The sequence below is a fragment of the Halosaccharopolyspora lacisalsi genome (genome assembly GCF_014137975.1).
Lineage (GTDB): Bacteria > Actinomycetota > Actinomycetes > Mycobacteriales > Pseudonocardiaceae > Halosaccharopolyspora > Halosaccharopolyspora lacisalsi.
In genome coordinates this window covers 1,192,271-1,209,213 of record NZ_JACGWZ010000001.1, presented here as the reverse complement: position 1 = coordinate 1,209,213, position 16,943 = coordinate 1,192,271, and the positions used below count along the sequence as shown (strand labels likewise).

Below are 16,943 nucleotides of genomic sequence, written 5' to 3'. Positions count from 1 at the left end.
GGAGGTGACTCATGACCACTGCCGTCTCGAAGGAGCCGGTGGACGTCTTCGACCTGGATGTGCGGGTCACGACGGACCCGATCCGGAACGCGGGACCACCGCGTCAGACGGACGACGGCTGCGGGCACACGTGTGAGATCTCGGCCTGCAACTCGTCGCACTGATCACCCCCGGGGGCCGGGCCAAGGCCCGGCCCCCGGGCCCTACCCCTGGAAGGTGTGCGCAATGCCCGTGGACTACCAGCACCACGGCACCGGGCTGCTGCGAGCAACAGCGGAGACCGTCGAGCCCAGTTGGTGGCCGGATCCCACTGACGCCCAGGACTGCCGCACTTGGCTGAGCGAGGCCTGGTCCCTGCCGGGGTTGGCGATGCCCATTCGGCACGCGAGCCCGGTCCTCGCCGGGCGGGTCGAAGCGATCCTGACCGGTGATCCTTCCCCGGCCCGGGACGTTCAACGCGTGACCCTGGCGGTGGTGCGCTGCGCGCTGCCGGGCGGTCCACGCCGTTCGGCACGTTCGCCGGAGTCGCCCCGGTCACCGTCGGTCCGGTGAGCAGCGTTCAGCGGGCAGAGCAGCACGTTCCCGTCGTGCGTGCTGACATGGGCTGGCTCCACGGGGTGATTCAGCAGCTCGAAGGCTGCCCGGAGCTGCTGGCCCGGCTTGATGTGGTCTTCACCGACATGGCCGAATCCCGCAGTGGGCGGTTGGAAATCCCCGACCACAATGCGACCAGCGTCCGCGAGAGCAGCGCGGTGCGCACCGTCCGCCGCGAAACCCGGTCACCGGTCCAGTTCCGCGTGCTGACCGACAAGCTGGGCCATGCTTTTCCGCAGGCCGGTGACCCGTGACTTCCCTGGTACAGCACGGGTTCCTGGTCACCTCCCTGCGCGCGCCGAGCACGGTCACCGACCCCTCGGGGCATGTGCTCGACCGGCTCCGAGAGACCAACGTCGAAGCTCTTCCGGTCGCGCCGCTGATACGACAGCTCGACCAGGTCCACCGCGACATCGATGCCCACAACGAGGCACCGAGTGAACACGCGCGAGATGAGTACGCCGGCCTTGCTGGCCCTGGGCACGACCCAAGAGCATGATATGAAAAATATTCATAGCTATTCAGCTATCCAATTCTGGGAGTTTGCCCAGATTGGTAATCATGTGACTTGTTGCGGCGATCAGGAGAAAATGATATCACTTGTTCTCAAGTGGAAAAATCGGACATGAGATGTGGCGGTATTCGGTGGCGACGTGAAGCGTCGCCGAGTGAAAGTGCTTCCCAGCGCCCTATCGGGCAGGCACGCTACTCCATCCGGGGACAGTTGAATAGTCACCAATATTCGCCTACTTGGCGGTGTTCGTGTGGTGTTATCGTTGATCTCCCATTGAGACAGGAGTCGATCAACTGGGACTGCCAATACTGTCACCACCCGTTTTAGGAACGATCACGCGTCGCTTACCACGTAAGCCTCCATCGCAGCAGGACTCATGAGTGTGGCATTGCTCGGGACGACACAAGATTTGGCGCTTGCGACTCCGGAAGAGCAATCTCCCGCGCCTGCTCTCGCCCCCGCGCCTGCCCCCCCCCCGGAGGGTGTGGCGAGTTCGGAGAACACGGGATCTCCGTCCGGCACTCCGGCGCCTTTGGCGCCCTGTCTCTTCAAGAATAAGGGTGACTACGTCCACGTTTCCTCTACCGCTTTTGAAGCGTCCGGACATGGATGGTGGACTAATGGCAATTTCCCCACCACGACGGCGCGCGTGACAGTGCAATTGCAGCAGTATTACAGCGACGATGTCTGGAGAAACATGGGGAGACCGGGCAGGGCCACAGTGATCCCCGGTGGTGGTGCCGGTAATCGCGCGACCGGGCGCATGAGCTGCAGGCTCAGTAAGCTGACAGGCTGGCGTAGCGTCATCGATGTGGATTTGGTCGGTTTGGTCGACGACCCGGGCAAACTCGTCACACCACCACAGGACATTTGCTGCAGGCGATAACGTGAGAGGAACACAGTGAACATCAGGGCTGCCAGCACCATGGTCGCGGCGTTGCACGGGGGGATGACCTGGCACCCCTGGCGGAGTCCCACCACCGATTCGTCGGACGCTTACAGCCTGTTCGTCGCACGTTCCTCGGCGATGGGCTGGCTCGCTGACGCCGTGGAGAGCCCAACCAGCGGCCTGTGGGGCATGAACGAAGCAGGGCACGGCCCTGATTCCGGATCGAACCCCCACGGGTCGCCTATTTCCAGGTGTCCTGGAACAGGCCGACATCATCGGACCAGCCGTTATCGGTGCAGCCGTTATCGGTGCAGCCGTTCCTCGTGTGTGCCGGTGATGTGCTAGCGCGCATGGGCACGCTGGACCTGCGGGCGATACAACTCATGGTGCCGATACAGGATCGCGCCGCCACAACAAGCCGTTCTCCCCATCAGAACGCCGTGATGTCCCTGATGCAGGATGCTGGCTGGTTCGCCGATTGCCCCGGAACGTGGAGAACATCGGTACAGATCACCCTGGACAGTGGACAGGACCCAACCATCCGTGCGGCAATACCCGGGATGCTGCAGTGGCTACGGCAGTTCCAACAACACGTATTCACGGACGACTCAGTCGCGGAAACGGACCAGGACGAGAATGGGGGGATGAAACCACCCGTCATCGACCAGGTATGGAACGGACCTCCTTGTCACCGAGTTACCGTCCACGGCACTCTCGTCAGCTGGTCCTTGGACGCACTAGGATGGCTGGCCGCGTTCCTCGCCGAAGCCGGTGCCCAACACGGAGTCAGCACCCCCACACTGATCACAGCCAGTCGCAACGAAGTCGACGGCACGACAGCCTGATACGAATCCGACCAGCGGGTCAGCTGCTCCGGACGTCCCGGTGTGCCAACAGGACGAGCACGGCTTTTTCACGACTGGCCGCGATTCGTCCGCTGCCCACGTGAGGAACCGGTGTGCCGGATCCGTTCAGGTAGGCCCGCCAGCCCTTCGACTGGTGACTGCGAGCCAGCCGCCCCAACTCGGTCGCCGACGATGACGACGGTATGACCGAAGAGGACAGGCGAGGTAACCCCGAAAGGGGCCGTGGGGTCGACGGAAGGTGACGGCATAGTCATCGGGACCGGGTACATATCCTGGCATTCCGGTTGCTTACTGCTCCGATAACAGCACGCCTCGGCGTCCTCGCTGGCCAGTAGGGCACAGCCAAGCCAGCCAGTAAGGACGATGACGTCAACCCGAGTATTTGCACGACGATTGTCGGAGCACGCACCGGCTACGGACGGGTGTTCGCATTCGATACGAACGATCTACGCCGCACGGTCCTGTCGACCGAACTGCTGACCAGCGAAAACGAGTAGCACGACCCCTTCCCGACGTATCCGATTCCCACTCCGGGACGCTCGTCTGCGACTGGTGACAGCTTCCTTACCGACACCCCGAAACTGGCCCAGCACGCAAAGTGTCATGTTCTCGCAGCTCAGCGAGTTACCAGTCCGATGATCGCGAACAGGGACACCAGCCCAGTAGCTGCTGACATCAGCGCCCTCACCAGCCATACGCCATACTTCGCGCTCTGGGGCACGTTCAGGAGTACCAGGTCGATTACCGATGTGGTTGGTTACTGGCGGGACTGGCCGCCCTGGGACTGGTCGTCACTCTGGTTGGGCCCCTGCTGCCCGGGGCTTTGCTGCCCGGGGCTTTGCTGCCCCTCTTGGCCGCCCTGGGACTGGTCGCCACTCTGGTTGGGCCCCTGCTGCCCGGGGCTTTGCTGCCCCTCTTGGCCGCCCTGGGACTGCGAGTCCTGCTTGTCGACGAAGTTCCGGGCCTGCTCGGAACCCTTGCTGATCTTGTCGTGGTACTTGCCGCCGGTCTTCTCGTCGGCGAAGGTCGACGCCTTGTCGATCCCCTGCTTGAGCTTGTCCGGGCTCTTGCCGACGAGCCCCTTCAGCTTGTCCATCATGCTCATCTCGGCCCCTCCTTTGCCAGGTCGGTACACGGACCACATGAGGCCCTCAGTCGTGCCGCCGCTTTACCCCGATCACGGGCCGAGCAAACTCGCCAGTCCCTCCGTGGGCACGGGGAGTAGCAACCACGCCTCGTCCCGTCAACGATCTACGGGGGCGCGGTGTTCCCGAAAGCCGAACGAACACAGGTTGGGGTTTGAAGAAGGGCTGGGAAGGACTGAACGTCATCGCTGGTCACCGGGCGGGCTCAGTCACCGTCGGAGGCTGGCCCAGTGTTCGCCTCAGAGGCTATGACCAGCTGTGATGCTCACTCGCGTTTCCTCTGTCACGGACCTTCCAAACGCCCACCCGCACCTCGCCCGGGTGCAGCAGTAGGCGAAGGGGGGTCGACGCCGCTCTCGGCTCGTGACCACTCCACGCAGGCGAAGGTCGTGACCGACGCTCGATGGGACCTCTTGGCGTCGGTCACGACCTTCGTGGGAGCGGTCCGGACTATCTGCCGTCCGAGACCGACGTCGAGGGACACCAGTACCGCGTCCCCACTCCGGGAACCGCGCACGCACCTGTGCAGGCACCCACGATGAGGTACGCGGTGACGCCACTTACGCCAAGTACTGCCGCGACGCAGGCGGCCGTGCCCCCGGCGCCCATCGCAGCCATCCCTTCAGAACTGACAGGTCCGCTGTCCGTATCCTGCTGCAGCTGGGCGTCTGTCGTGTACGGCTGATCAGTGTCGTTGCTGTTCACGAGAACGCCGTCCGTGTAACTCGTGATGTTGAAGTTTCCGGCGTCGTTCTCACTGATGAGCGTCTCACCGTACTGGACGATGTCCCCGCTCTCGTTGAAGAGAACCGTGAGATTGCTGACCAGGCTGTAGTCCCCGCCGACAGGAATGGTCACCGACGTGGATGTAGTGCCCTCAGCGTCCACGGTGTAGACCTTGGCCTGACCCTGGGACAGCGCACTCCTCGAAGCCTGGACGGAGATCTCGCCGTTCTGGCCGTCAACGTTGGATAGGGGCGACCTCGCTGGTGGGCTCGCTGTGACACTGCAACAGCTCGTGCCTGCCGTACCACCACCGGCCCCCAACGAGACGGAGGAGCGGATACCACCGGGCCGCGGGACGAGGTGGCGGAACCGATACGCAGGCAAGCCTGGCCACAGCAACAGAAACACTCGGGCACCGTGGGCACGGCCTCACCGAAAGCTGCCGTTGCGCCCCTTCAGCGGAGCTGTCGTTACTTGCGGCGCGCGGCGAGTTTCTCGGCGGTCCCGACCAATGCCACCGCGGCGACGATAGCCACCAGGAATCCGATCACGTTGAGTTCGAAGATGCTGCCGGTGCCGAGCAGATTCGAGATCACACCGCCGACCACCGAACCGGCCAGACCCAGCAGCAACGTGACCAGGATGCCGAGATTCTGCTTGCCGGGCTTGAGTGAGCGAGCCAAGGCACCGACGACCAGGCCGGCGATGATGAATCCGATCATGGCGGGTCCTCCTGCTCCGGCACGGTCCGGGCCTGCTTCGAAGAAATCGGACGAATGGGGACAACATCCACTCTACGACCTCGTGACCGCATCACCGAGAACGCGGGGAACCCGCTACGGCCCTGCTCGAGCAGGCACGAGAGGCTCATCTACTGGTATTCGGCGGCAAACACAAAGGCCCGGTCACCGGCATGACGGTGGGCTCCGTGGTCACTCAGTTCCTCCAGGACGCCCCGTGTCCCGTGCTACTCGTCGGAACCGACGAACAACAAGGGGAATCGCGTAGTAGCACGCGTTTGCACTGCAGCGACCCAACCCTGCAACTCCGTCCAGCTACGGCGACAGCTGTAACCGCAAGTGGGGAACTACTCCTACAGGCGGTACTCGTTTCCCTCCGCAGAGCCTGGTGGCTCTGTTCGGTACGGACAGTGCTGCCCTCCCGGGGACAGCCATCTGAGAGGGCTGGTGTTTGCCCGCCTCTAATGTGCTGGCAGCTCACGCGGGGCGCGGCCCGGCCTGTGCCGGGCCGCGCCCCGCGTGCTGTGCGCCTGTTAGTCGACCAGGCCCACGATCGACTAGGCCCACCGGCAGTAGGAGTTGGTCCCCAGGCCCCAGATCGTGTGGATGCCGAAGGCGTCGGTGAGGTGCTGCACGTCGGTGTCGCTGACTCCTTGCAGTGCTGCGACCGGGGTCTCGGCGAGGTCGCTCAGGCCCATACTTTCGTAGGACTTGTCCAGTTTGCCGGCGATGTCGCCCATGCTGCGCCTCTCGGCGGGGTGTCTGTCGGGCAGAACCCGTGGGAAGTTCCTATCACCACCGGTAGCCGCCCCACCACAGTATTGATCTTTCTGGAACACGGTGGACGCGCTGCCGCGATGTGACCGGAAACCCCAGGGTGACGAGCGCGTTAGCCCGTGTGGGGCAGCGCTCACCTGCCCGGCAGTTCCCACCTTGGGCCCTGGCACGGGCACGACCAGGTCGTCACGGGGATGTGCATAGTTTCCCGGAACGTTGATGGGGCTACGGGGCGGTGCCGACAAGCGAGGGTGTGTGCGCTGGCGTCGACGGCGGGTGCCGTCGGCGGTGATGGCTTACTGTGGGTCAACGCCGTTCGTGACCGGGGCAAAAGCTTTCCCGACGGTCGAGATCACGCCGTGGTCCGGGCAAGGGCGAGGGGTGTGATGTGATCGAGTGGGTCCTGCTGGTGGCCGTGGTGGCGCTGGTGGCGGCGAATGCGGTGTTCGTCGCCGCCGAGTTCAGTCTGGTGACGGTGGATCGGGCCACGGTGGAGCGCGGCGCCGAGCGCGGGGATCGCCGTCTGCGGAGCGTGTTGGCGGCGCTGCGGTCGTTGTCGACGCAGCTGTCGGGAGCTCAGCTGGGGATCACGGTCACGAGTTTGCTCGTGGGCTATGTCGCGGAACCGTCGTTGGGGGTGCTGCTGCGCGGCCCGTTGCAGCTGTTCGGGTTGGGTGCGGCCGCGACGCCGGTGGCGTTCACCGTGGCGTTCGTGGCGGCCACGGTTTTTCAGATGGTGCTGGGCGAGCTCGTGCCGAAGAACCTGGCGATCGCGCTTCCGCTGGGGGTGGTCAAACTCGTGGCCGGCGCGCAGCGGGGGTTCACGACCCTGACGCGGCCGTTGATCCTGGTACTGAACGGTTCGGCGAACCGGGTGCTGCGCGGACTGGGGGTGCAGCCGCAGGAGGTGTTGGCCTCGGCCCGGTCCCCGCGGGAGCTGGCTTCCTCGGTGCGGCGCTCCGGAGAACACGGCACGCTGGATACCCCGACGGCGCGGCTGGTGGTCCGGTCGCTGGAGTTCGGCGCGAAAACGGCCGGGGAGGTGATGACCCCGCGGCGACGGCTGTGGGCGGTGCCCCCTGAGGCGTCGGTGGACGAGGTGGTGGCGCTGGCGCGCCGCACCGGCCACTCCCGCTTTCCCGTGTTCGGTCAGGGAGCCGACGACCCGGTGGGACTGGTGCATCTCAAGCACGCGGTGGCCGTCCCGATCGAGCAGCGGCAGCACCAGCCGGTGCGCACGGTGATGATCCCGGCGGTCTCGGTGCCCGAGTCCCGCGACCTGGACGGCCTATTGAGCCTGCTGCGGCGGCGCGGGCTGCAGCTGGCGATCGTGGTTGACGAGTACGGCGGCACCGCCGGAGTGGTGACCCTGGAAGACCTCGTCGAGGAGATCGTCGGCGAGATCAGCGACGAGCACGACCGGGCGAGCACCCGGGCGCGGCGCCTTCCCGATGGGACCTGGCGGTTGTCCGGGCTGCTGCGTCCCGACGAGGTGGCTGAGATCACCGGAATCGCGCTGCCCGAACACGCCGAATACGACACCCTCGGTGGTCTGGTCAACTACCAGCTGCAGCGCCTGCCGGTCGCAGGCGACCGGATCGACATCCGCGCCGAGGACCGCACCGTGTCGGTGACGGTGCAGCACCTGGACGGCTTCCGGATCGATCGCCTCGACCTGCGCACAGTCGGGCACAACGCCCCGGACGCCGAGACCGGGGAGCAGGCCGGATGATCCAGTTGCTGATCGCGCTCGGGCTGCTGGCGGGCAACGCGTTCTTCGTCGGCGCCGAGTTCGCCCTGGTCTCGGCCCGACGCACCCAGCTCGAGCCCCGCGCCGAGGCCGGATCGCAGCGCGCCCGGGTCACGCTGCGCGCGATGGAGCAGGTTTCGTTGATGATGGCCTGCGCCCAGCTGGGCATCACACTGTGCTCACTGGGGCTGGGCGCGGTGGCCGAACCCCTGCTGGCCCACTGGCTGGAAGTGCCCTTCGCCGCCCTGGGCGTCCCCGCGGGACTGCTGCATCCCCTCGCCTTCATCCTGGCCCTGGCGATCGTGGTCTACTTCCACATGGTGCTGGGCGAGATGGTGCCCAAGAACCTCGCCCTGGCCGGCCCGGACCGTGTCGCCTTGGCGCTCGGGCCCGTGCTGTACGGCATCGTGCGCCTGCTCAAACCGGCGATGCTCGTGCTCAACGCCACCGCCAACGGCATCGTGCGGCTGTGCCGGATCACCCCCCAGGACGAGGTGAGCTCCACCTACACCCGCGACGAGGTCGCCGCGCTGGTGGCCGAGTCCCGCCAGGAGGGCCTGCTGGCCCCCACCGAGCACCAACTGATCACCGGAGCGCTGTCCCTGCCGGAACGCACCGTGCGCTCGGTCCTGCTCCCCCTGGAGCAGCTGGCCACCGTGCCCGAACACACCACTGCCGCCGAGGTCGAGGGCTCCGCGACCCGCACCGGCTTCTCCCGCTTTCCCATCGCCACCGACGCCGGCGGGCTGCTCGGCTACCTGCACCTCAAAGACGTCCTCGACGACGAACACACCCAACCCCACCAACCGATCCCGTCGGCACGGCTGCGCCCGCTTCCCACGTTCTCCGCGACCACTCCACTCCACCAGGCGCTGTCTCACATGCGCCAGCACAGCGCCCACCTGGCCCAGGTCGTCGCCGAGGAGGGCACGGTCCTCGGCGTCATCACCCTCGAAGACGTGCTGGAAGAACTCGTCGGCGACATCCGCGACGCCACCCAACGCACCATCACCGACACGCGCGGCTGAAAACCCTCCATCGACACACCTGCACCACGCTCAACACAGCCGATTCTGCCGAGGATCGCCTCGAGGGAGCGGATCGAGGCGGTCCTCGGGATGAGGCGCGGTTCGGTAGCCTGGCCGTCGGGCGGGCCACCCGCCATGAGGAGACACCGGCCGTCGCAACGGGAGGAGAACGCCGTGGCCCGTGGTCAGGACCCCGCTCCGCGCCGGCGGTCCCGGTCGTCGCCCCCTCGGCGGGGACACCCCACCAGGTCGGACCGGTGGGCCGGCTCGCTGCGGGGGGACCTCTTTTCCCAGGCGGAGACCGAGCGTACGAGGCCGATCCCGAAACAGGGCCAGCGCTCTCGCTCTGGACCACGAACTCGGGCCGCGACTGGTAGCGGCCGGAGACGCTGGCGCGCCGGGGCGCGGACACTGGTGGCGCTGGTCTCGACGGTGGTGCTGGTGGTCACCGGCTATGCGTGGACGAGCCTGCGGGACCTGGGCAGTGGTTTGTCGACCAGCGACGTCACCGCCGGGCCCGGAGCAGACAGCTCCACCGACATCCTGCTGGTCGGCAAGGACAGCCGCACCGACGCCCAGGGCAACCCGTTGCCGCAGGAGGTGCTGGACAAGCTCCGCGCCGGCGACAACGAGGCCAGCCTGACCGACACGCTGATCCTGCTGCACATCCCGAAGGACCGCTCCCGGGCGGTGGCCTACTCCATCCCGCGGGACTCCTACGTCGAACTGGCCGACAACTACGGCCAGCACAAGATCAACTCGACGTTCGGGCGGGCCAAGTCCGAAGCCGCCGAGGACCTGCGCGAGCAGGGAGTCACTAACTCAGCGGAGTTGGAACGCCGTTCCGCGGAGGCCGGGCGTGGACTCCTGGTCGACACGGTCGAGGACCTCACCGGGGTGGGCATCGACCACTACGCCGAAGTCAACCTGCTGGGCTTTTACAAACTGACCAAGGCCGTCGGCGGCGTCGAAGTCTGCCTCAAAGACCCCGTCGACGATCCCTACTCCGGGGCCGACTTCCCCGCCGGACGCCAAACCATCTCCGGGTCCGACGCGCTGGCCTTCGTGCGCCAACGCCACGGCCTGCCCCGCGGCGGACTGGACCGGGTAGTGCGCCAACAGGCCTTCCTGGCCGGACTGGCCCGCTCCATGCTGGACACCGGCACCCTGGCCAACCCCAACAAACTCAACACGCTGTTCGACTCCCTGCAACGCTCCATCGTGCTGGACCAGGGCTGGGACGTCCTCACCTTCGCCCAACAGATGCAGGGCCTGGCCGGCGGCAACATCACCTTCGACACCATCCCGGTCGAAAACCCCGCCTACAACACCCCCGAGGGCGAAGCCATCAAAATCGACCCCGACGAGGTCCGCGACACCATTCGCCGAGGTAACAAGGGGATCCCCCCGAAGCCGGCCCCACCTGCTTATCTCACCGACGCGACCGTGACCGTGGACAACACCACCGACATCACCGGCCTGGCCTCCCGCGTGTCCGACGATCTGACCGAGGCCGACCTGTCCGTCGCCGCCGCCGGCAACGCCGACCCCCGGTCCAACTCACGCGTGACCTACGCCCCCGGCAGCGACAAGGCCGCCCGCTACGTCGCCGACGAACTCGACGGCCTGCCCACCACCCGCGACCCGGGTCTGACCGACGGTCAAGTCCGGGTCCTGCTGGCCGACGACTACGACGGGCCCGGCGCCGAGGACAGTTTCAGCCCCTCGCAGCCGCTCCAGCTCGACGGGCCACACTCCCAAGCACCCGCAACCCCGAAACCCAGCGACGACGCCATCACCGCCAGCGGCATCCCCTGCGTCAACTAACCCGACACCACCTTCGGATGTCACCCACGTTAAGCGGGATGGAGGACTGCCCTGATCTTGGCTCTGGCTCGTTCTCGGTGGTTCCGGGGGGTCGGACCGTTGACCACGGCGTGTTATGACATGGTGACGCCGGTGCGATGTTGATCAACTTGTGACGCTGGTGTTCTCGGATTGTCTTCCCTGGTCATCCAAGGGGTCGAGGATGATGCTGGGACGATCGTTGTCCGGGCGTCGACGCCACCTGGGCCGGTGGACTACCCGGGCTGCGCCGCGGAGACGAGGCGAGGGTGCATGGCTATGTCGAGCGGCGAGTCGCCGACGTGCCGGTCGACGGGCGGCCTCGTGGTCCGGGCGCGGGCACGGCGGATGCTCTGCTCGACGCTGGAGTGCTCGCATCGGACCTTCCGCGAGCCACTGACCGGCGTGGCCCAGCGGTATCAGCGCCGCACTACCCGGCTTGCCACAGGTGGGCTATGTCGTGCGAGAACTGGCCGGGCGCGCCGGGGCTCGAGTCCTGACCGGTCTCGATGCCTCGTTGTCACGGCACACCGCGCTGCGGGCGCTGTTGCGTCTGCCGGTGCCGGACCAGCCGGTGCCGACGGTGATCGGGGTGGACGATTTCGCCCTGCGCAAGCGACAGCGCTACGCCACCGTGATCATCGACGCGGTCACCGGAGACCGCGTCGACGTCCTGGCCGACCGCACCGCGACCACGCTCGGAGCCTGGTTATGCGAACACCCCAACGTGCACGTGGTCTGCCGCGACGGCTCCGGTGCCTACGCCGAAGCCATTCGCCGCGCACTACCCGACGCGGTGCAGGTCGCCGATCGGTGGCACCTGTGGCACAACCTCGCCGAAGCGCCCTCAAAGAGGTCGTTGCCCACAGCGCGTGCTGGGGGCAAAACCGGCCCACCACCCCGCGAGGGCAAGCGCGCCGCCACGACCCGCGAACGCTGGCGGCAGGTTCAGATCTGCTCGATCGCGGCATCGGACTGCTCGAGAGCTCCAGCAGGCTGAACCTGGCGCTGAACACGGTCAAGAGCTACGCCCGCATCGACCAACCCGAACGCCTCATCCGCAGTACCGGCCCACCCTGGTCAACCCGTTCCGCGACTACCTGCGCCGCCGCCGCGAGGAAGAGCCAGCCGTAACCGTCCTGCAGTTGCTCCACGAGATCACCGAACTCGGCTACACCGGAAGCCAGAACCTGCTGTATCGCTACATCACGCAAGGAGGCGTCGAAACCGACCGGCCAGCGATCTCGCCCAGACGGCTTGCCCGCTACCTGTTCACCCACTCGGACAAAATCCACGTTCACCAACGAGAATGAATCGAAGCCGCGACCGGCGCCTGCCCCGAAATGACTGCGCTCGCCACCCTCATCGGCGACTTCGCCGCACTACTCACACTCGACCCCGGGAACAACGAACGCCTGACCCGCTGGATCAACCACGCCCGAGCCGAGAACCTGCCCCACCTCCACGCTTTCACCCGCGACCTCGAGCTCGACCGCCACGCCATGAACGCCGCCATCACCCAGTTAATCCATAATGGACGAACAGAAAGAGTGAACACCAAAACGAAGCTGATCAAACGAAAGATGTACGGACGCGCAGGCTTCCCCCTTCTCCGCCACCGCATCCTCCTCGGCTAACACCACCCACCCCGTCACCACCGAAAACGAGCCAGAGCCAAATTTCAGACAGACCCACCGATGGCTTCATCGAAGCTGCCTGGCACCTGTGCAGACACCGTCAGCATTGCGATCTTGAGCGATGATGACTCCAGGGTCAGCTTCGCCAGGCTGGGTGCGCTGGCGAAGCCGGCCCTGCTCGGCACTGTCCTTCCTGCGAGTGGGCAGGAGCTATGTGGCCAGTGGGTGGTTTTCTCCGGTGAGGGTGTCGAGGGCTGCGGCGATTTCGGGGAGGGTGGCGCGGATGTAGGTGCTGGTGGTGCCGCCGTCACCCCGCCGGTGGTGTGGGTGTGTCCGGCGTAGGCGCGGGCCACGGCATAGCCGCAGTGGCGCTCGACCCAGGTCAGGGTGGTGTGGCGCAGCCAGTGGGTGCTGATCTGCTGGGTGGCCACCCACGGCAAGTGCTGACCGAGCCGGTGCCAGAGGGGGTCGTAGCGCCGCCGGGTGATCGGCTCACCACTGCGATACCGCAGCAACGGCCCACCGGACGCGGCGGCGCCGCGCTGGTCGGCGTGGGCCTGCAGGTGCCGCATCAACATCGGTGAAACCGGGTGTCACCGGACGGTGTCGCCTTTCTCCCGCAGCAGGACCAGACACTGATCCGGATCCAGATCCCGGGCCGTGAGCGCCAGGGCGCCGCCGCGGCGACACGCGGTTTCGGTGTGCAGCCGCAGCAACAGCGTGTCCAAGGCGGGGTCGTTGCCCGTGGCAGCGGCCACGCGGTTGATCTCGGCCAGGCGTGCGTCCGGCAGGCCGCGCCGCGTCGACGGCAGCCGGCGCGGTTTGGGTACCCGGCGGGCCGGATTATCAGCCTCGCTGATGAGTCCGTCGGCCACCGCGTGGTTGTAGACGCACCGCAGGGCGGCAATGCAGTGCTCGGCCGCACTACGATCACCCCGGGCGTTGCGGCGTTGGACGACCTGGGTGCGGACCTGCTCGGTCAACTGCTTGATCTCCGAGGCCGTCGGCTCATCCAACCGACGCGCACCCCACACCGTGGTGATCTTGTTCCAGTAGGAACGATACACCCGCCGCGTGCCCTCAGACACTGCCTCGGCCACCTGCGGGACGTAGTCAGCGAAGGTCGGCGCTGGTGGCTTCTCCCCCGGCGTGGCCACCAGATCCTCCGGGGACAGACCCATCCGAGCCAGCAACAGCCGCGCCGCCTCCAGCTCACTCGGCTCAGGAGTACTCACCAGACCTCACCCCCGAGCAGTCCGGCGTGGTGCTCGGCCAGCCACCCGTCGACCACGCTCAACGGGTGCACCACCAACACACCGCGATCCAGCCGCGCGGCCACCAGCACGGCGTCTCCGGCCCGCACCCCGCAGCGCAGCCGCACCGCCGCCGGCAACACCACATACGGCTTGCCACCCAGCACCACCGTCCCGGCCGCATCCGGACGCACCAACACCGACCCAGCGACCAGCTCAACGGCCACCCGCTGGCCAGGTTGCCAGCCCAGCGCCCGCACGAGCGCGCGCTGACTGATCCGGCCGGAAGCATCCACCCGACCCATGCCGTAGACCATCGTCGGCTCACTCGTGGGTACAGGAACCTCCGCCACCGGCAACGACCGCACCACCCCAGCCGCACGACGCCCCGCCTCGGCCACACCGGCCCCGGACGGCACCACCGCGGACACGATCTCATCAGACACCGGCACCACCCCGGTAACCGTGCCTGAACCCGCACCAGAACGGTGCGAACACACCTCGACCGCAGCGCCCCTCTGGACGCTGCGGGAGATCCGAAATACACTCAGTACGCTGGGGAAATTTCCCTCGCTGTGGTGTCGGAGGCCGGACCCGACCACTACGCCCACACCCCCACCCAGCGCAAACGACTCGTGCTCGGGGGCTGACTCCTCGGTGGCAGGTTCGGCACCTCGGCTGCGCCCGCTCCTCCGGCCAAGTTCTCACTCAACGTGCCGAACCAAGCCAGGTTCACCGTTCAACAGCGAAGGCTGAGCAGAACCGGGCGCCGTGGCACTGCTCCCGAACTCGCTCTGCGGTAGGTGTTGCACCGTCGCGGCCTGCGGTTCCTCGTGGACACGCCCCCGCTCTGTACAGATCGTCGGCGCCGGCTGACCTCCTTCTCAGGGAGCGCGCATCGCCGTCTTCGTCGATGGCTGTCTCTGGCACTCCTGCCCGAACACGCGCACCTCCCGAAGAGTAACCGGGAGCAGGGGAGGCACACGCTCGGCAGAGTGCTGCGGCGCGACCGGGACACCGATGCGGAACTCACTGCAGCCGAATGGCTGATCATCAGGGGGTGGGAGCACGAAGGCCCCGAGGCCGCGGCCGACCGGATCGTCCGCTTGGCCCGCGAACGTCGAACATGCCCACGCCCTGAACGAGGCACGCAACCCAAGCCAGCAACCCGCCTGGATCGCGACGAGCCGCGCCGGGTGCTGCGGCGGAAACCGCCCCGGGTGGGCGGACTCCGAACTCACCCGGGTCTGGAGCTCCGACTGCCGTAGGCGTGCCTTGCGCGGACAACCGCGCGGCAGCCTCGAGCTGCGGCGGGAAGCCCTCTCCTCCGAACCCGGCCAACTGCCGTGGCCAGCCGTCAGCAGACGTGGAGGTCATGCTGCGACGCGGGAGACGAGGTAGGCGAGGTGGTGCGAAGTCGCGAGGGCGACCGGCTTGCTGGTCGCACCGAGAGCACGTCCCCGCCCCTCGGCCGCGTTGAGGATTTCCTGGTCACCCCAGGAGAAGTCAGGTCCGGTAAAGCCGTCGGAGTCGACGAGGTTTCGGCAGACCGCCCGAAAAGTGCGTGCACGCGGGCCTTCCTTGCTCCGTTTCGGTGTTTCGGCCTGCGTATCCTGCGTCCGTTCTCGTGAGTACAGCCAGTGATCGAAGCAGGTGTACTTCACGGCGACATGCTTGCTGCGGTATCCGTTGCGCGAAAGCGGGTGCACCACTCCGTAGTCGCCGAGGCGCAGGTCGGCGAGGCCTCCGCGGACGAGTGACTGCCACAGCTGTTCCTCGGCCCGCGGCTGGTGCCAAGTGGAGGTCCGGTCGAGCGCAGAGGGGATGGAGCCGCTCAACACGCTCGTCGTCCGGAAGGGGCCGAACTCCGCGGAAGTGCTGATCGCGGTGGCGACGTGCTCGATGAGCCGCTCCGTTGCTTCCGGGACGTACTGGAGATCGACGATGAGGTCGAGCTCGGCGGTGTCGAGGTGGAGTCGTTCGAGGATTTGCTCGATGTTCTGTCGGTTCGCTGTGGCTGTCCGGATCCGGAGAGCACCGCCGAGGCCCAGTTCGTGACAGAGGCGACCGAGCACAGTGACTTCGCCATCGGTGGCCTCACCGTGCACGACGGGGATGAAAGGAACGGGATAGTGCTCATCGAGGAGATCAACCGGGTCAGCCAACCGGTCTGCCAGCTCTCCGAGTACTCCTGCAGACCCGCCGCCCAAGCCGTGCGGATGGGCCACGCCGGAGACATCGATCATGACGGGACGGTGCAGTTGGTGGAGTTTCCGGACCGCGGTCTCGATGGTGTCGAGCTTACTCGGGGACACTCCCCCGGGTGATTCGAGTTCGAGCAACGGCTGCAGGCCTCGGACCTGCTCCATTCGATCCCATGCCTCAAGCGCCTCGAGCTCTCCTTGCTTCGCGCGGAGCGCGACCAGCGCGCTGAAACCTCCCGAAGGGATCACAACTCTCCGATCACCGCCCGCAACAGGATGAACACGAATTGCAGCGTAAATCGCGTGGTCGCCGCAGAGCAGCCACCACAAGCATGAAAACCGCCGTGCGCTGCTTGGTGGACTCCGGAAAGCCGGATGGAGCGCGCTTCACAGCTCTGACACGCCTCGCGAGGACCACGAGATCCACCACGCCCCTCATGAACGCACGCACCCGAGGTGCCCGGGTCGCTCAGGTGGCGATGTCGGACGTCTCGTGCACCCTGCCCTCATGAAGTTCAGAGCGGATTGGGCACTGGAAAGACAACCGGAGAACATTGAGGAGAAGTGACCACTTCGAGGTGGAGGAGACGATCCGCTGTCGCTCAGCACCCGCTTCGTCACGGTTTCCGGATGTGGCGGTTGCCTGCGATCGCGGCTCGTCCACGCTGTCGTCTTCCGGCAGAGTTGCTCAACCTGTCTGTTTCAGCACATGGAGCACTTCGCCGACCGTGTCCAGTGCTTGGGCGGTCCACGGCAGGTTCTTCGGGTCCTGGCTATGCAGCGCAGTCAGCCGTTGCTCACTCTCCTCGTAGAGCAGGCTCGTCCGCCACGCGGAATCGCAGGGCCGAGGGATCGTCGCCGAAGACTTCGCCGGGAAGCGCCCCGATCCCGTGCTGATCCAGCAAGCAGCGAGCGGCGTCAGTACCCGTCACCGCACCGCGCGGCGAACGCGTTCCGCCACGGCCCAGGTCGGGG

At 66.6% G+C, this 16,943-nt stretch carries 17 protein-coding genes and 2 pseudogenes; 11 read left to right on the top strand and 8 right to left on the bottom strand.

The window, feature by feature from the left end; translation table 11 throughout:
- Positions 1 to 11: 11 nt before the first annotated feature.
- From FHX42_RS05870 to FHX42_RS05845, 6 genes are all read left to right on the top strand, one after another.
- A complete protein-coding gene (locus FHX42_RS05870) occupies positions 12 to 164 on the top strand; it encodes an FxLD family lanthipeptide (RefSeq protein ID WP_182543087.1) in 153 nt (50 codons plus the stop codon).
- Between the two features lie 61 nt (positions 165 to 225).
- Positions 226 to 552: a hypothetical protein gene (locus FHX42_RS05865; RefSeq protein WP_182543086.1), complete on the top strand. Its 327-nt coding sequence runs from the start codon at positions 226 to 228 to the stop codon at positions 550 to 552.
- Positions 480 to 848 carry a lantibiotic dehydratase gene (locus tag FHX42_RS05860; protein ID WP_182543543.1) on the top strand — a complete coding sequence of 123 codons (369 nt, stop codon included), beginning with the start codon at positions 480 to 482 and terminating at the stop codon, positions 846 to 848. The genes FHX42_RS05865 and FHX42_RS05860 overlap by 73 nt, the downstream gene beginning before the upstream one ends.
- Positions 845 to 1,093, top strand: a complete 249-nt coding sequence (locus FHX42_RS27640; RefSeq protein ID WP_182543085.1) for a lantibiotic dehydratase — start codon at positions 845 to 847, stop codon at positions 1,091 to 1,093. Before FHX42_RS05860 ends, FHX42_RS27640 begins: the two co-directional genes overlap by 4 nt.
- Positions 1,032 to 1,223, top strand: coding sequence for a hypothetical protein (locus tag FHX42_RS05850; protein WP_182543585.1), 192 nt, complete (start codon positions 1,032 to 1,034; stop codon positions 1,221 to 1,223). The genes FHX42_RS27640 and FHX42_RS05850 overlap by 62 nt, the downstream gene beginning before the upstream one ends.
- Positions 1,224 to 2,347: 1,124 nt before the next feature.
- Positions 2,348 to 2,842, top strand: coding sequence for a hypothetical protein (locus FHX42_RS05845; RefSeq protein WP_182543084.1), 495 nt, complete (start codon positions 2,348 to 2,350; stop codon positions 2,840 to 2,842).
- Between the two features lie 778 nt (positions 2,843 to 3,620).
- On the opposite strand, the gene FHX42_RS26355 is transcribed toward FHX42_RS05845, so the two are convergent.
- From FHX42_RS26355 to FHX42_RS05830, 3 genes are all read right to left on the bottom strand, one after another.
- Entirely contained in the window at positions 3,621 to 3,968 is a 348-nt protein-coding gene (locus FHX42_RS26355) for an antitoxin (protein ID WP_182543083.1), read from the bottom strand.
- Between the two features lie 490 nt (positions 3,969 to 4,458).
- Positions 4,459 to 4,866 carry a hypothetical protein gene (locus FHX42_RS05835; protein WP_182543082.1) on the bottom strand — a complete coding sequence of 136 codons (408 nt, stop codon included), beginning with the start codon at positions 4,864 to 4,866 and terminating at the stop codon, positions 4,459 to 4,461.
- Between the two features lie 338 nt (positions 4,867 to 5,204).
- Positions 5,205 to 5,456 (bottom strand): GlsB/YeaQ/YmgE family stress response membrane protein, encoded by a 252-nt coding sequence (locus FHX42_RS05830; protein ID WP_182543081.1) that lies wholly within the window; start codon positions 5,454 to 5,456, stop codon positions 5,205 to 5,207.
- A 101-nt stretch (positions 5,457 to 5,557) separates the two neighbouring features.
- On the opposite strand from FHX42_RS05830, the pseudogene FHX42_RS27635 reads away from it, so the two are divergent.
- A pseudogene (locus tag FHX42_RS27635) lies at positions 5,558 to 5,698 on the top strand (universal stress protein); the annotation flags it as partial.
- Positions 5,699 to 6,031: 333 nt separating this feature from the next.
- On the opposite strand, the gene FHX42_RS05820 reads toward FHX42_RS27635, so the two are convergent.
- Complete coding sequence (locus FHX42_RS05820; protein WP_182543080.1) at positions 6,032 to 6,214, bottom strand: hypothetical protein; 183 nt, start codon at positions 6,212 to 6,214, stop codon at positions 6,032 to 6,034.
- Between the two features lie 425 nt (positions 6,215 to 6,639).
- Between FHX42_RS05820 and FHX42_RS05815 the strand changes: the two genes are divergently transcribed.
- The 4 genes and pseudogenes from FHX42_RS05815 to FHX42_RS27630 all read left to right on the top strand — a co-directional run bounded on the left by FHX42_RS05815 (position 6,640) and on the right by FHX42_RS27630 (position 12,511).
- Entirely contained in the window at positions 6,640 to 7,983 is a 1,344-nt protein-coding gene (locus FHX42_RS05815) for a hemolysin family protein (protein ID WP_182543079.1), read from the top strand.
- Positions 7,980 to 9,029, top strand: a complete 1,050-nt coding sequence (locus tag FHX42_RS05810; protein ID WP_182543078.1) for a hemolysin family protein — start codon at positions 7,980 to 7,982, stop codon at positions 9,027 to 9,029. Before FHX42_RS05815 ends, FHX42_RS05810 begins: the two co-directional genes overlap by 4 nt.
- A 414-nt stretch (positions 9,030 to 9,443) precedes the next feature.
- Positions 9,444 to 10,856, top strand: a complete 1,413-nt coding sequence (locus FHX42_RS05805; protein ID WP_328795921.1) for an LCP family protein — start codon at positions 9,444 to 9,446, stop codon at positions 10,854 to 10,856.
- 171 nt (positions 10,857 to 11,027) lie between these two features.
- A pseudogene (locus FHX42_RS27630) lies at positions 11,028 to 12,511 on the top strand (ISL3 family transposase).
- Between the two features lie 44 nt (positions 12,512 to 12,555).
- On the opposite strand, the gene FHX42_RS27270 reads toward FHX42_RS27630, so the two are convergent.
- From FHX42_RS27270 to FHX42_RS05785, 4 genes are all read right to left on the bottom strand, one after another.
- On the bottom strand, positions 12,556 to 13,089 hold the full coding sequence (locus tag FHX42_RS27270) for a hypothetical protein (RefSeq protein ID WP_328795919.1): 534 nt from the start codon (positions 13,087 to 13,089) through the stop codon (positions 12,556 to 12,558).
- A gap of 15 nt (positions 13,090 to 13,104) precedes the next feature.
- Positions 13,105 to 13,746 carry a hypothetical protein gene (locus FHX42_RS27265; protein ID WP_328795918.1) on the bottom strand — a complete coding sequence of 214 codons (642 nt, stop codon included), beginning with the start codon at positions 13,744 to 13,746 and terminating at the stop codon, positions 13,105 to 13,107.
- Complete coding sequence (locus tag FHX42_RS05790) at positions 13,743 to 14,210, bottom strand: hypothetical protein (protein ID WP_328795917.1); 468 nt, start codon at positions 14,208 to 14,210, stop codon at positions 13,743 to 13,745. Before FHX42_RS05790 ends, FHX42_RS27265 begins: the two co-directional genes overlap by 4 nt.
- A 927-nt stretch (positions 14,211 to 15,137) precedes the next feature.
- A complete protein-coding gene (locus tag FHX42_RS05785; RefSeq protein ID WP_235986906.1) occupies positions 15,138 to 16,133 on the bottom strand; it encodes a beta family protein in 996 nt (331 codons plus the stop codon).
- Between the last annotated feature and the right edge of the window lie 810 nt (positions 16,134 to 16,943).